The sequence below is a fragment of the Nitratireductor pacificus pht-3B genome, assembly GCF_000300335.1.
Lineage (GTDB): Bacteria > Pseudomonadota > Alphaproteobacteria > Rhizobiales > Rhizobiaceae > Nitratireductor > Nitratireductor pacificus.
Genome location: NZ_AMRM01000004.1, coordinates 161,916 through 174,663, shown reverse-complemented (window position 1 = coordinate 174,663; position 12,748 = coordinate 161,916). Strand labels below are relative to the sequence as shown.

Here is a 12,748-nt window from a genome sequence, read left to right as displayed (position 1 = left end):
GACAAGGGCGGCGTTCGGGCCGCCCTTTCCATAGACCCGTTCAACGTTTCATAGAAACGCTGCAAGGGTCTATCTATCCTATTGCTTCCCGCGTTTATGCGGGCGTCAGGTGAGTCCACCTGACTGCAAAACGCTCCGGGCTCATACCGAATCGCTGACGGCGCTCCACGCAACCGCCCGGCGCAGCACGTCCTGAAACCGTTCTCCCGCCTCTTCGAGCGGGCCGGAATTGTCGATCACCAGCGCATCGGCGACCACCAGTTCGCGGGCATGCGCCCGTTGCAGCCGGTCGAGCACCTCTTCCCTGGTCTCCCGCCCGCGCCGCGACAGCCGCTCGGCCAGCACGGCTCGCTCGGCGGTGACGATGACCGCGATCACGTTGCCGTAGCGCTCGCGCAAGGCGGGAATGACCGCGCGCGACACGTTGGCGACGGCGACATGGCCGGCGCGCACCACATCGTCGACACGCGCAGGCAGCGCATATTTCAGCCCATTGGCTTCCCAGCTGACAGCGAACGCGCCACGCGCCCGCGCCGCCTCGAACTCGGCATCCGTCGGGCAGTCGTGCACCTCGCCCGCCCCGTCCATCGGCCGCGTGATGGCGCGCCGGACGAAAACCACGTCGCTGTCCTGCGGGCCGAGCCGCTGGCGCGCATAGTCCATCACCGAATCCTTGCCGGCGCCCGAGGGGCCGGCAACAGCGACGAACACGCCATGGCGGATCGGAAAATCCTGCTCGTCGATGACGCGCTCGAGCGAGGCGGAAGCCCTCATGCCACCCGCGCTCCCTCGCGCCAGACCGAACGGACGATCGGCACATGCTCGTCAACGCGCACGCGCACCAGATCGGCGCGGCGGCCGATGGCGATGATGCCGCGGTCATCGAGGCCGACGGCCTCGGCGGGGTTCTTCGACACCATGGCGACGGCCTGCGGCAGCGAGATGTGCTCGACGGTCTCGCCGAGCGAGAAGGCGGCCTGGATCAGGCTGAAGGGGATGTAGTCCGACGACAGGATGTCGAGCGTGCGCCCCTCGGCCAGGCTGCGGGCCGAGACATTGCCGGAGTGGGATCCGCCGCGCACCACGTTCGGCGCGCCCATCAGGATCGCCATGCCGGCCTCGTGCGAAGCGCGCGCAGCCTCCTGGGTGGTCGGGAACTCCGCCACGCGCACGCCCTGCGCGACCGCCTCGCCCACATGGTCGAGCGTTGCGTCGTCATGGCTCGCCAGCACGATGCCGCGCTCCCGGCACATGTCGGCGATGGCGCTGCGGTTGACGCCGGAATGCCGGCGCGACTGCTCCATGCGCTTCTCGCAGAAACTGCGGAACTGCTCGTCGCTCATCCCCGTCTTGCCGCGATAATAGACCTCGTAGGTGTCCATCCGGGTGAACTGGCGCTGGCCCGGCGAATGGTCCATCAGCGAGGCGAGCTTCACCCGGCTGTCGCCCTCGAACAGGCCGAAGCCTTCGAGGCAGTCGGGCGCGGAGACCTCGCAGCGCAGATGCAGGAAGTGATCGGCGCGCAGGCGGCCTGCCTCGACGCTGCTCTCGATGGCGTTGCCCAGGTCGCGCATCTCGCGCGCTTCCAGATCGCTGTCCTCGTCGAGACCGATGCGCAGGGCGTCGAACACCGTGGTGATGCCCGAGGCGGCGATCTGCGCGTCATGCGCCAGCACGGCGGCGATCGGATTCCAGCGCACTTTCGGGCGCGGCGCGTAATGGCGCTCCAGATGATCGGTGTGCAGCTCGACGAGGCCGGGGATCAGGTAGTCGCCCTGCATGTCCTCGCCGGTGGTCGTCGCTCCCGTGGAGACATCGGCGATCTGCCCGTCGCGGATCGCGATGCTGCCCTCGACGATCTCGTCGGCAAGCACGATGCGGGCGTTGTTCAATACCAACTCATGCGTCATTTTCAGGCGGTCTTTCTTTCTTTTTTCCAGCCGAGCTCATGGAAGGACTTCACCAGGAAGGGTGCCCCAGGCTCGGGCTCGACGAACAGGGCCAGCGAGGAGATTTCCAATGGCTCGGCCAGAAGAGGGCCGAAGAATGTGTCGATTGCGCGTTCCATGCGCACGGCCTCGCCCTGCGGCACGCGGCCGGTGAGGGTCATGTGGAAGCGGAATTCCTCGAAGACGTAGGGATAGCCCCATTTCTGGAGGTTCTTCAGCTGCGCCGGGGTGAGGCTCTCGGGGTTGCGCCTTTCGACCTCCTCGCCGCTCAGCGGCGCGCGGAAGCGCTCGAACTCGGTCACGACACCCGCGGCAAAGGCATCGAGCGCGGCAAACGGCTCCTCGGGAACCAGCGCGTAAAACCCGTCGAGACGGCGCACCACGGCGCGCGGAACGCAGACAGGCGCGCTGTGCCGGGAGAAATCGTCAAGCGCGGCGATCAGGTCCCGCTCCGTCTCGCCCTCGGCCAGCCGGAACGGCGCCTTCAGCGTCGCGTGGAAGCCGTAACGGCGGGCGGCCGCGGTGTGAAACGCGATCTCCGCCGCCGAGAAGGGCGCGACCGCCACGGGCGGCGTCTGCTCGCCATCAAAGGGATCGCGGCCGAGCCAGCGCGCGGCGGCGCGCGTCAGCGGGTCGTCCTGATGTGGGGTAAAGTAGATCGCGTAACGCATCGTGTTTTCCTCGCCAATCGCGATGCAATAGGCGATTTGCATGACAGAATAACGAATCCCCTGAACGGGATGATGAAACTAGCAGCAGACGGCAACCGCGTCACTTCTCCCCGCGTCAGCCCGCCTGCCTGCCGATCAGCCGCTGGCGGAGCATGGTCGATATGTTGTCGAAGACGAACACGACGATCAGGATCAGGATCACCATATAGGCGACGTTCTCCCAGTCCTGGTTGGTGCGCATGGCTTCCCAGAGTTTCAGGCCGATGCCGCCGGCGCCAACCGCGCCGATGATGGTGGCGGAGCGCGTGTTCGATTCCCAGAAATAGAGCGACTGGCTGAGGAACACGGGCAGGACCTGCGGCACGACACCGAAGCGCTGCACCGACGCCGGCGAAGCGCCGACCGACCGCACGCCCTCGCGCTGCTTGTCGTCGATGTTCTCCAGCGCCTCGGAATAGAGCTTTCCGAAAGTGCCGGTATCGGTGAAGAAGATCGCCGATATGCCCGCCAGAGGACCGGGTCCGAAGGCGCGGGTGAAGAACAGCGCCCAGATCAGCATGTCGACCGACCGCAGGAAATCGAAGAAGCGCTTCAGCGCCTGGTTGGCGAACCGGTTGGGCGTGATGTTCCGCGCGGCCGCAAAGGCCAGCGGGAAGGCGAGGAGCGAAGCAAGCACCGTGCCAGCGAAGGCCATGACGATGGTCTGCAGCAGCTTCAGCCAGACATCGCCATGCTGCCAGTCGGCATTGTTGACGATGTTGTCCCAGGCGAGCGCCAGGTTCGAGCGCGCCGGCTCGATCCGCTCGCCGAAGGCGACAAGACCCAGAACCTCGGAGGCCGGTTTCCCCCAATAGGACGAGCGGGTGTCGAAGACGAAGTTCTCCCAGCCGAGGAACCGGCGACGTACCTTGACCTCGTCATCCTCGATCTCGGCGCGGCCGGCGAAGCCGAAGCGCACGATCACCTTGGCGCCGGGGGCGCGCTGGCTCGCCCATTCGGGCAGATCACCCTGTGGAGTGACGCTGACATTGCGCTCGACATCGAGCACCAGCGTCTCGTCTCCACGCGTGACGGCGACGCGGCCGGGTTCGATCAGAATGCGGTTCTCGCCGCCCAGCGAGACATCGGCGCGCACCACCACCTCGCGGGTCGCGGCCGCCGGCTGAATGGCGGGTTGCCCGGGAGCCGATTCGGACGCCGGCGCCTGGCCGCCAACCGGTCCGAGGAAACTCTCTTGCGGCCTCTCTGCGGGCGAACTGTCGGCGGGTTTGCCGCCCAACGCACCGAGGAAGCCCTCGCCGCTGGTGGCGCCGCCACCCTGTCCCGCCGCCTCGCCTGCCGCCGAGCTGCGGCTTTCGACCAGCGCGGTTTCCGTGACGAGCCATTCCGGCCTGGGGTCGTCGCCGAGCGGCGAGAAGCGCGGAAAGCTGATCGCCAGCGCATTGTCCTCGAAATCGATGTTCGGCCGCACCTCGTAGGACACCCAGTCGGCCAGATAGGTGCCGGCGATGTCCCAGTTTCCGCCCGAGACGACCTGACCGATGGCAAACAGCCACCATGCGAACACCAGGTAAAGACCGATGCCGGCGGCCACCAGGAACCCGCGCAGGCGTTCCATCAGGGGGCGATTGAAGACTGCGGGGTGACGCGCCATCAATGCGCTCGAATCTGCTTCTGTCATCGTCATGCTCCCCTGCCGAATTCGAAGGCCTGCCTGCCGACGATGCGGCTGCGCAGCCAGGCCGAAAGCTGGTCCACCGCCACGATGGTGCAGAACAGGAGCAGGATGATCGCCAGCGTCTTGGCTTCATGGTTGCGGCTGATCGACAGGCGCAGCGCCTCGCCGATGCCGCCGCCGCCCACCGCGCCGATGATGGTCGAGGCGCGCACGTTGATCTCGAGCCGGAGCAGCCCGTAGCTCAGGAAGTTCGGCATGACCTGCGGCACGATGGAGAACCAGACGCGCTCGACCCAGTTCGCTCCGGCCGCCCGCAGTCCCTCCTCCGCCTTCATGTCGGCGTTCTCGACCACCTCGAAGAACATCTTGCCCAGCGCGCCGACCGTATGGATCGAGACGGCGATGATGGCCGGAACGGCGCCGATGCTCAGCACGGCCAGGAAAAAGCCGGCGATGACGATTTCGGGAAAGGCGCGCAGCACTTCCATGAAGCGGCGCACGAAGAAGCGAAGCCAGCGCCGCGTCGTCAGGTTCGAAGCGGCCAGGAAACAGAGCAGGAAGCCGAGGCCGAAGCCAACCAGCGTGGAGGCCAGTGCGATGTTGATCGTCTCCAGCATCTTGTAGAAATATTCGGGCAGGTAGAGCGTTTCGGTGAAATAGACCCGCCCGTCGGGATAGTTGTATTTCAGGCTGCCATCGTCATAGGGGGACGACAGATCGAACAGGGCGCGCCAGATCTCCCATCCGTCACGCGGCACCATCTGGCCGGCGAAGTCGAAGAGATAAGGCAGGCGGTCGAAGAACTTTCCCGCATTGGAATCATTGGCGAACCAGAGCGACCCGCTCATGGCGAGCACCAGGAACAGGATGCCGCCGACCGTGTAGAGCCGCCGGCGTCCGGCCAGCTCGCGCCAGTGGCGCTCGACGGCGAGGCCCGCTTCGGAAAGCGGCCGGGGATGAGGGATTGTCGTCATGAATGGCACGCCGATGCGACGGCGCCGCCGGCGCAGGCCGGCGACGCGTCAGGGTTGGAACTGGATCAGGAACCGATCTTGGCGCGGCGCGCCTCGATGATCGGCTCGTAGAAGGCCGGCGTCACCTCGGTGTAGCCCGTGTAGTCACCGCCCTGGATGGCCGAGAAGCAGGCCGGATCCTTCTTCGGCAGTTCCATCATGAAGGCCTTGAACGCCTGGCGCATGCTGTCGTCCATCGACGTGCGCACCACGACCGGGCCGTTCGGGATCAGCGGCGACTTCCACAGCTCGACCAGATCGTCCATGTCGACGAGGCCCTTCTCGACCATCTTGTGCAGATTGCCGGAGGAATAGCCGTCGGAGAACTCGCCAACGCCCGAGGCCCAGGTGGTGCCGGCGTCGAACGTGCCCTTCAGCACTTCGAGGACCAGGTTTTCATGGCCGCCGCCGAAGCCGGTCTCGGAGAAGAAATCCTCGACCTTGGCGTTGATCGCCTTCGGCAGGGTGACGGAGGGGATCAGGAAGCCGGAGGTGGAGTCCGGGTCGGCATAGCCGAGCTTCTTGCCCTTCATGTCTTCCAGCGTCGCGATGCCGGAATCCTTGCGCGCCACCATGACCGAGTGATAGCCGGTCGAACCGTCGGTCTGCACCGTCGTCAGGATCGGATCGACGGCCTTCGGGTCTTCCAGATAGATCTTCGCATAGCCCGATGCACCGAGCTCGGCATAGTCGAGCGTGCCGCCGAGCAGGCCCTGGATGACGCCGTCATAGTCGGCGGCGGGGAACAGCGAGACCTTCTCGACGCCCAGCACTTCCGGAAGCTGGTCGACCATGCACTGGAAGTTGCGCAGGCGGTCGGCTTCATTCTCGCCGCCGAGAATGCCGATGCGGAATTCCTTCAGGTCCTCGGCCTGCGCGGCGCCGACGGCTAAGGCGGTGAGCGCGACAGCACCCATAAGAGCTTTCTTGAACATGACATCTCTCCTGTTTGCAGCCGGCCCCGCCGACTGGTTTCTCGAGTGAAAGGCCCGTTACGCGGGCAAGACGATCCCGGCGTCAGACGGCGGCAAGCGCCGGCACGGCCTGGCCGGAAGATTCCCTGACGGGCTTTAGCGGCACGGAAATGCTGGTCGAGGTGATCGCCTCGGACAGCTCCGCGCCTTCCTCGCCGCCATAGATCATGCGCACCGCCTCGCCGGTCAGCGCCTCCGGCGGGCCATCGAAGACGACCGCGCCGTTCGCCATGCCGACGATGCGGCTGCAATAGGCGCGGGCCGTGTCCAGCGTGTGCAGATTGGTGATCACGGTAATGCCCTCACGGGCGTTGATGTCGGCCAGCGAATCCATCACCACCTTGGCGTTGAGCGGGTCGAGCGAAGCGATCGGCTCGTCGGCGAGGATCACCTTCGGCTCCTGCATCAGGGCGCGGGCGATGGCGACGCGCTGCTGCTGGCCGCCGGACAGCGTGCCGGCACGCTGGAGCGCGGTCTGGGCGATGTCGAGCCGCTCCAGCGCGGCGATGGCGCCGATGCGCTCCTCGCGCGTGAACATGCTCATCAGGTTGAGGACGGTGGAGCGGCGGTTCAGCCGGCCGAGCAGGACGTTGGTCAACACGTCGAGGCGGGGCACGAGGTTGAACTGCTGGAAGATCATGGCGCAGTCGCGCTGCCAGCGGCGCAGCGGCGCGCCGCGCAGCGCGGACACCTCCTGGCCATGGAAGGAGATCGATCCCTCCGAGGGGTCGATCAGGCGGTTGATCATGCGCAGAAGCGTCGACTTGCCGGCGCCGGACCGTCCGATCACGCCGACCATTTCACCCTGTTCGATTTCCAGCGTCACATCGCGCACGGCCGTGTTCGGCCCGAAGCGTCGGGTGACTTGGCGGATTTCCAGCATCTGGCTTCCCCGTTAGACGCCATTTTTGGCTCACCAGGGCTTTGCGCCCTTCTCGCCAAACCGCCTAACGGGTGTGCATGAAGGCCAGATGTCGTTCACATGTCAGATTTCTGACAGTCCACAGAAGCGCCCCGACTTTCATCGTCCAGGAAACGGCCGATGGCGCCTCATGGCGCCCGGTGCGCGGGCGGCTTTACCTCACCGGGGACACCGCCGGAAGCGGGACCGGCCAGACACGAAAAGGGCCGGCTCGTGGCCGGCCCCTGTCGCGGGAGGAACTGACTTGCGCTTACTCGGCCGCTTACTCGGCGCCGATCTCGTCGAGACCGGCCCGGGCGCAGCCTGCGTCGATGTCGCCCGAGGGGGCGCCGCCGACGCCGATGCCGCCCACCAGCGCGCCGCCGATCCGGATCGGCAGGCCGCCGGCCTGGATGACGAGGCGCGGATCCATGTCGCGCAGGCCGGCATTCTGCTGGTTGTCGGTGATGAACTGGGCAAGCCCGGCCGTGTCGCGGCCCATGGCGGCAGAGGTGAAGGCCTTGCCCTCGGCGCTGCTCGCGGTGTGCGGTCCGGAATTGTCGGCCTTGAGCAGAACCTTGGTGGCGCCGTCGCGCCCAACGATGGCGACACTGACATTGTGGCTCGACGCGGCGCAGGACCGGAGCGCGGTCTGGGCCGCGGTCACGGCCATTTCCAGCGGCAGGTAGGGCGCCGACGGAAGCTCCTGAGCGGAAGCGGCGGCAGGCGCTGCGATGGACGCGGCAAGAATGAAGTTGCGGATCATTGCGGGTCTCCTTTTCTGTGATGAAAAGAAGCTAGCGCCGGCCGGGCGCGGGCGACATTCGTAGCGGTTGCGCGCCGATCCGTAGTTCTACGGAGCCTCGCGGCCCTCGAGCCAGATGCGGGTCAGCTCGGCCTGCGAGGTGGTGCCGAGCTTGGCGCCGATGGCGGCGCGGTGGCTTTCCACGGTGCGCGGCGAGAGGCCCAGCCCTTCGGCGATCTGGCGTGTGGTGAAACCCTCGCTGATGCGGTCGAGCACCTCGCGCTCGCGCGCCGTCAGCTTTTCGAGCAGGCCCAGCGCCTCCGCCTTCTCGGCGCGCAAACGCAACGTCTTCTCAAGGGCCTCCTGTCCCTTCTGGATCGCGTCGATCAGGTCCTGCTCGTCGACGGGCTTGGACAGGAAGTCCAGCGCGCCGTTGCGGAACGCCCGGCGGCAGGCTTCGATGTCGCCATGGCCGGAGATGACGATGGTCGGCCAGTCTATGCCGCGCTCGCCCAGCCGCTCCTGGAGCTTCAGGCCGGAGATCGCCGGCATGCGGATGTCGAGGATCAGGCAGCCGGGTTCGAGCTGGTCCACCCGCGCCAGGAACGCCTGCGGATCGGCAAAAGCCGTCGCCTCGATGCCCACGGTCGACAGGAGCAGGCAGAGCGCGCCGCGCACCGCCTCGTCGTCGTCCACCAGATAGACCGGCGCGCTCACTGGGCCGCCTCCCGCATCGCGCCGGCAAGCGGCAGGACGACGCGAAACGTCGCGCCGGCCGTGCCGTCCAGCAGGGATATCTCGCCGCCGGCCCGCTCAACGAGGCGCTGGCTGAGCGCGAGGCCGAGCCCGGTGCCGCCCGGCCGCGTCGTGGTGAAGGGCGCGAACAGACGCTCGCGCAGCGCCTGCGGCACGCCGGGACCGTTGTCGGCGATGTCCAGCGTCGCGATGGCAACGTCACAGGTCAGGCCAACCGTCACCCGGCGCGCGCCGTCCCGACCTTCCAGCGCCTCGATGGCGTTGCGCATGAGGTTGAAGACCACCTGCTCCATCTCCACCGCATCGGCGCTGACGATGACCGGCGCGTCCGGCAGATGCAGGTCGAAGCGGACCGCCTGCGCGGCACTTGCCTGTTCCAGAAGCGCGCGGACATTGCGGATCGCATCGCGCAGGTCGAACGGCGCCGCGGGCGCCTGCTGCGGGCGCGACCAGTCGCGGAAGCGCCGGAGGATATCGGAGGCGCGACGCGCCTGCGTCACCGTGTCGTCGAGCACGGGAACCAGCGCCGCATGATCGCCGCGCGACAGGAACCGGCGGCCGGCCTGCGCCTGCGCGAGGATCGCGGTCAGCGGCTGGGTCAGCTCGTGCACGAGACCGCTCGCCAGCTCGCCGAGCGCATTGACGCGCGAGGCATGGGTGAGGCGCGTCTCCATGGCGCTCAGCCGCACCTGCTGCATGGCGCTGCGCGCCCGCGCCCGCTGGCGCATCACGGCCAGCCCCGCCAGAAAGAGAAGGCTGACGCCGAGCAGCGTCAGCAAGACGCGCGGTGCCGGGAGGAGATCGGCGAGGCCGATGTCCATGCCCGTCTGCAGAAGAAGCGGCTGCGAGGCGCTGCCCAGCGTGTTCTCGTAGCGCGCCGAAACCGGCAGCGTCTCGGATCCGACGAGAATCCCGCCTTCCGGCAGCAGGAGGCGCATGTCGACCCCCGGCTGCGACCAGAACGGCCCGGCATCCGCCACCAGTTTTCCCGCATCGATCCGCAGGGTCAGGCCATAGCGCGCCGCGTCGTTGTTGGGGCTGCGCTTGATCATCCGGTAGTGATCGGGGAGGTCGCGGTCGGGCAGAAGGACGATGCCGCCATCGGCGGCACCCGCCGCCGCGCGGATCTCCTCGGCCAGCGCCGGGGCGAGCGGCCCGGTGCCGACCGTTTCGCTCTGCCCGTCCAGGGAGACGAGCTGCACCGCGACGATGCGCGGATAGAAGCGGGTGATCGTGGCCGCGACTTCCAGAAACAGATCGAAACTGCGTCCGTCACCGGCCACGGCAATGGCCGAAAGCGCGGTCATGTGGGCGTCGTGCTGGTCGGCCTGCTGCGAGGCAAGGCGATGCAGGGTCGCGCTCTGCCGCTCCAGCTCGGCGACCAGAACCATGCGCTGGTAAGCCGCCAGCGCCGCGCCGGCCAGAACCACCAGAACGCACCAGACCAGAAACGGTCTCAGCCAGCCATTGCCCCCGGATTTTGCGTCGCCGTTCGTCATGACCGGAAACTAGCAGGTTGACGGAGCATGACGATAGATGGCGCGCATTCGTGAGTGAGGAGCGAGATGCAGGCTGGAAACCGCTTCACGCCCAGCCTCAAGCGGGTCTAGCCGCAGAGCCTCTCCCTCGCCGCCGCATACTCGGCCGCGAGCCTGTCCACCAGCGCTCCGGTGCCGGTGATCTCGCTCACCGCGCCGACCCCCTGGCCGCTGCCCCAGATGTCGCGCCAGGCCTTGGCGTCGGCGCTGGCGAAATTCATCTTCGATGGATCGGCCTCCGGCAGGTTGTTCGGGTCCATGCCGGCCTTCTCGATGGAACCCTTCAGGTAATTGCCGTGCACGCCGGTGAAGAGGTTCGAATAGACGATGTCGGCGGCACGCGAGGAGACGATCATCTCCTTGTAGGCGTCGGGCGCGCGCGCCTCGTTCGTGGCGATGAAGGGCGAGCCGATATAGGCGAGGTCCGCGCCCATGGCTTCGGCCGCCAGCACCGCACCGCCATTGGCGATGGCGCCGGACAGAAGCAGCGGGCCATCGAACCACTGGCGAATTTCCTGAACCAGGGCGAAAGGCGACAGCGTGCCGGCATGGCCGCCCGCCCCAGCGGCGACCGCGATCAGTCCGTCCGCCCCCTTCTCGATCGCCTTGCGCGCATGGCGGTCGTGGATGATGTCGTGCAGCACGATGCCGCCATAGGAGTGCACGGCCTGATTGACCTCCTCCACCGCGCCCAGCGAGGTGATGACGATCGGCACCTTGTGCTTCACGCAGACGGCGAGATCGTGCTCCAGCCGGTCGTTCGAGCGGTGCACGATCTGGTTGACGGCGAAGGGAGCGGCGGGACGCCCGGGATTGGCGGCGTCGTGCGCGGCCAATCCCTCGGAGATTTCCGACAGCCAGTCGTCGAGCTGTTCCTTCGGTCGCGCGTTGAGCGCCGGAAACGATCCGACGACGCCCGCCTTGCACTGGGCCATGACCAGCGGAGGATGCGAGATGATGAAGAGCGGAGCCGCCACCACGGGCAGGCGCAAGCCATTCAGAACTGCCGGAAGCGCCATGGGACGGCCTTTCTTTCAATTGACGTTCTCGTAAACGTCAAACCTTCTACAGCAAGTGCCACCAAGGAGGAAAGCTCTCCCGTCATTTTTCGGCAATGCGCGGGCGAGCCTCGAGGCGTTCTGCCGTCAAGCGGCTCCATCCGGCATCCACGGTAATGCGGAAGACAACAAGATGGAACGGTCGGTTTATCGAAGGTTCAACCGCGCCAGGCCATGGCTTCATTAGCGCGGATTCACTGCCAAGCAGACCGGTTCATCTCCCTGTTTTTCGCGCTTACGCCGGTGCCGGATGAAGCGCCAGACTGCAAGATGCACTGCCGGCGCATCTGACGAATGCCGGATGTCGGCAAACACGATTGCCCAAATCATTTGTTCCCTTTATGTTCATACTAAAGTTCGGCGATTGTATATTTGACAAACCCACCCGAGATTCCTATATTGGGATCAAGGAGATGGGAAAATGTCTGTTCTGAACCGCCCTTATTTTTATGATGAAGCCGCAGCATTCGAGCATGTGGAGTCTATCCTGTGGCCCCAGGGTCCGGTTTGCCCGCATTGCGGTGGAATGGACAAGCACTACAAACTGGTAGGCGTTCGCACGAAGCCCTCCAAGAAGAACCCGGAAGGCATCGAACGCCACGGCCTGTACAAGTGTGGTGAGTGCCGCAAGCAGTACACCGTGCGCATTGGCACGATCTTCGAGGAAAGCCACCTGCCGCTCCACAAGTGGTTGCAGGCAATCCACCTGATGTGTTCCAGCAAGAAGGGCATCAGCGCCCATCAGCTCCACCGCACTCTGGAGGTGACCTACAAGACCGCTTGGTTTCTGGCGCACCGCATTCGTGAAGCCATGCGCTCGGATGATTTCACGCCTATGGGCGGCAATGGCATGACGGTAGAGGCTGATGAGACCTATATTGGTCGCCTAGCCGGCGTACCGAAGCAGATGGCTTCTGGCGCTCATAAGAACATCGTCATGACGCTGGTGGAGCGTGGTGGCCGTGCCCGTTCGTTCCATATCGACGCAACCACGGTTGCCCGCGTCATTCCTATCGTGCGCGAGAACATCGCCAAGGAAAGCCAGCTAATGACTGACGAGGCGGTCCACTACAAGCGCGTCGGCAAGGAATTCGCGTTTCATGGTCGCGTCGAGCATTCGGCTAAAGAATATGGCCGCACAGAATACGGCCACGATGGCGAACGCATCTTCTCCGTGAACATCAACACGAACACGGTGGAAGGCTACTACAGCATCTTCAAGCGTGGCATGAAGGGCGTATATCAGCATTGCGCCGAACACCACCTGCACCGCTATCTGGCGGAATTCGATTTCCGCTATTCCAACCGCTCTGCCCTTGGAGTTGAAGATAGCGCCCGCGCGGCTAAAGCACTGGAGGGCTTCCAGGGCCGCCGCCTCACCTATAGGCAACCTCATTGATGCGAAGAATGAGCACTATCGGAAGCCTGTTCAGATGAAGCTACCACTTTGGAGAGGGTTGTTTCG

12 protein-coding genes are annotated in these 12,748 nt (G+C 65.8%); 1 reads left to right on the top strand and 11 read right to left on the bottom strand.

Translation table 11 applies throughout. The features are described 5' to 3' along the window. Positions 1 to 141: 141 nt before the first annotated feature. The 11 genes from phnN to NA2_RS05015 all read right to left on the bottom strand — a co-directional run bounded on the left by phnN (position 142) and on the right by NA2_RS05015 (position 11,244). Entirely contained in the window at positions 142 to 774 is a 633-nt protein-coding gene (phnN, locus tag NA2_RS05065; RefSeq protein ID WP_008594903.1) for a phosphonate metabolism protein/1,5-bisphosphokinase (PRPP-forming) PhnN, read from the bottom strand. Beyond that, a complete protein-coding gene (locus tag NA2_RS05060; RefSeq protein ID WP_008594901.1) occupies positions 771 to 1,910 on the bottom strand; it encodes an alpha-D-ribose 1-methylphosphonate 5-triphosphate diphosphatase in 1,140 nt (379 codons plus the stop codon). The genes phnN and NA2_RS05060 overlap by 4 nt, the downstream gene beginning before the upstream one ends. A 2-nt stretch (positions 1,911 to 1,912) precedes the next feature. Beyond that, a complete protein-coding gene (locus NA2_RS05055) occupies positions 1,913 to 2,620 on the bottom strand; it encodes a DUF1045 domain-containing protein (RefSeq protein WP_040676826.1) in 708 nt (235 codons plus the stop codon). A gap of 115 nt (positions 2,621 to 2,735) precedes the next feature. Beyond that, positions 2,736 to 4,301, bottom strand: coding sequence for a phosphonate ABC transporter, permease protein PhnE (phnE, locus tag NA2_RS05050; protein ID WP_040676823.1), 1,566 nt, complete (start codon positions 4,299 to 4,301; stop codon positions 2,736 to 2,738). Positions 4,302 to 4,303: 2 nt separating this feature from the next. Beyond that, complete coding sequence (gene phnE / locus NA2_RS05045; RefSeq protein ID WP_008594896.1) at positions 4,304 to 5,272, bottom strand: phosphonate ABC transporter, permease protein PhnE; 969 nt, start codon at positions 5,270 to 5,272, stop codon at positions 4,304 to 4,306. Positions 5,273 to 5,337: 65 nt separating this feature from the next. Continuing rightward, entirely contained in the window at positions 5,338 to 6,246 is a 909-nt protein-coding gene (gene phnD, locus NA2_RS05040) for a phosphonate ABC transporter substrate-binding protein (RefSeq protein ID WP_008594894.1), read from the bottom strand. Between the two features lie 82 nt (positions 6,247 to 6,328). Next, positions 6,329 to 7,168, bottom strand: coding sequence for a phosphonate ABC transporter ATP-binding protein (phnC, locus tag NA2_RS05035; RefSeq protein WP_008594892.1), 840 nt, complete (start codon positions 7,166 to 7,168; stop codon positions 6,329 to 6,331). Between the two features lie 301 nt (positions 7,169 to 7,469). Continuing rightward, the gene (locus NA2_RS05030; RefSeq protein WP_008594890.1) at positions 7,470 to 7,952 is read right to left on the bottom strand and encodes a GlcG/HbpS family heme-binding protein; all 483 of its coding nucleotides are present in this window, start codon (positions 7,950 to 7,952) and stop codon (positions 7,470 to 7,472) included. An 87-nt stretch (positions 7,953 to 8,039) separates the two neighbouring features. Then, complete coding sequence (locus NA2_RS05025) at positions 8,040 to 8,648, bottom strand: response regulator transcription factor (RefSeq protein ID WP_008594888.1); 609 nt, start codon at positions 8,646 to 8,648, stop codon at positions 8,040 to 8,042. Beyond that, positions 8,645 to 10,186 (bottom strand): sensor histidine kinase, encoded by a 1,542-nt coding sequence (locus NA2_RS05020; protein WP_008594886.1) that lies wholly within the window; start codon positions 10,184 to 10,186, stop codon positions 8,645 to 8,647. Before NA2_RS05020 ends, NA2_RS05025 begins: the two co-directional genes overlap by 4 nt. A gap of 107 nt (positions 10,187 to 10,293) precedes the next feature. After that, positions 10,294 to 11,244 (bottom strand): NAD(P)H-dependent flavin oxidoreductase, encoded by a 951-nt coding sequence (locus NA2_RS05015; protein ID WP_008594885.1) that lies wholly within the window; start codon positions 11,242 to 11,244, stop codon positions 10,294 to 10,296. A 460-nt stretch (positions 11,245 to 11,704) separates the two neighbouring features. Here NA2_RS05015 and NA2_RS05010 point away from each other — a divergent pair, with 460 nt between their 5' ends. Further along, positions 11,705 to 12,682 carry an IS1595 family transposase gene (locus tag NA2_RS05010; RefSeq protein WP_008594883.1) on the top strand — a complete coding sequence of 326 codons (978 nt, stop codon included), beginning with the start codon at positions 11,705 to 11,707 and terminating at the stop codon, positions 12,680 to 12,682. Positions 12,683 to 12,748 lie beyond the last annotated feature (66 nt).

Coding starts and splice junctions, on each gene's coding strand:
- NA2_RS05055 (WP_040676826.1), bottom strand. CDS start 2,620: ATGCGTTACGCGATCTACTTTACCCCACATCAGGACGACCCGCTGACG.
- phnN (WP_008594903.1), bottom strand. CDS start 774: ATGAGGGCTTCCGCCTCGCTCGAGCGCGTCATCGACGAGCAGGATTTT.
- phnC (WP_008594892.1), bottom strand. CDS start 7,168: ATGCTGGAAATCCGCCAAGTCACCCGACGCTTCGGGCCGAACACGGCC.
- phnD (WP_008594894.1), bottom strand. CDS start 6,246: ATGTTCAAGAAAGCTCTTATGGGTGCTGTCGCGCTCACCGCCTTAGCC.
- phnE (WP_008594896.1), bottom strand. CDS start 5,272: ATGACGACAATCCCTCATCCCCGGCCGCTTTCCGAAGCGGGCCTCGCC.
- NA2_RS05010 (WP_008594883.1), top strand. CDS start 11,705: ATGTCTGTTCTGAACCGCCCTTATTTTTATGATGAAGCCGCAGCATTC.
- NA2_RS05030 (WP_008594890.1), bottom strand. CDS start 7,952: ATGATCCGCAACTTCATTCTTGCCGCGTCCATCGCAGCGCCTGCCGCC.
- phnE (WP_040676823.1), bottom strand. CDS start 4,301: ATGACAGAAGCAGATTCGAGCGCATTGATGGCGCGTCACCCCGCAGTC.
- NA2_RS05020 (WP_008594886.1), bottom strand. CDS start 10,186: ATGACGAACGGCGACGCAAAATCCGGGGGCAATGGCTGGCTGAGACCG.
- NA2_RS05015 (WP_008594885.1), bottom strand. CDS start 11,244: ATGGCGCTTCCGGCAGTTCTGAATGGCTTGCGCCTGCCCGTGGTGGCG.
- NA2_RS05060 (WP_008594901.1), bottom strand. CDS start 1,910: ATGACGCATGAGTTGGTATTGAACAACGCCCGCATCGTGCTTGCCGAC.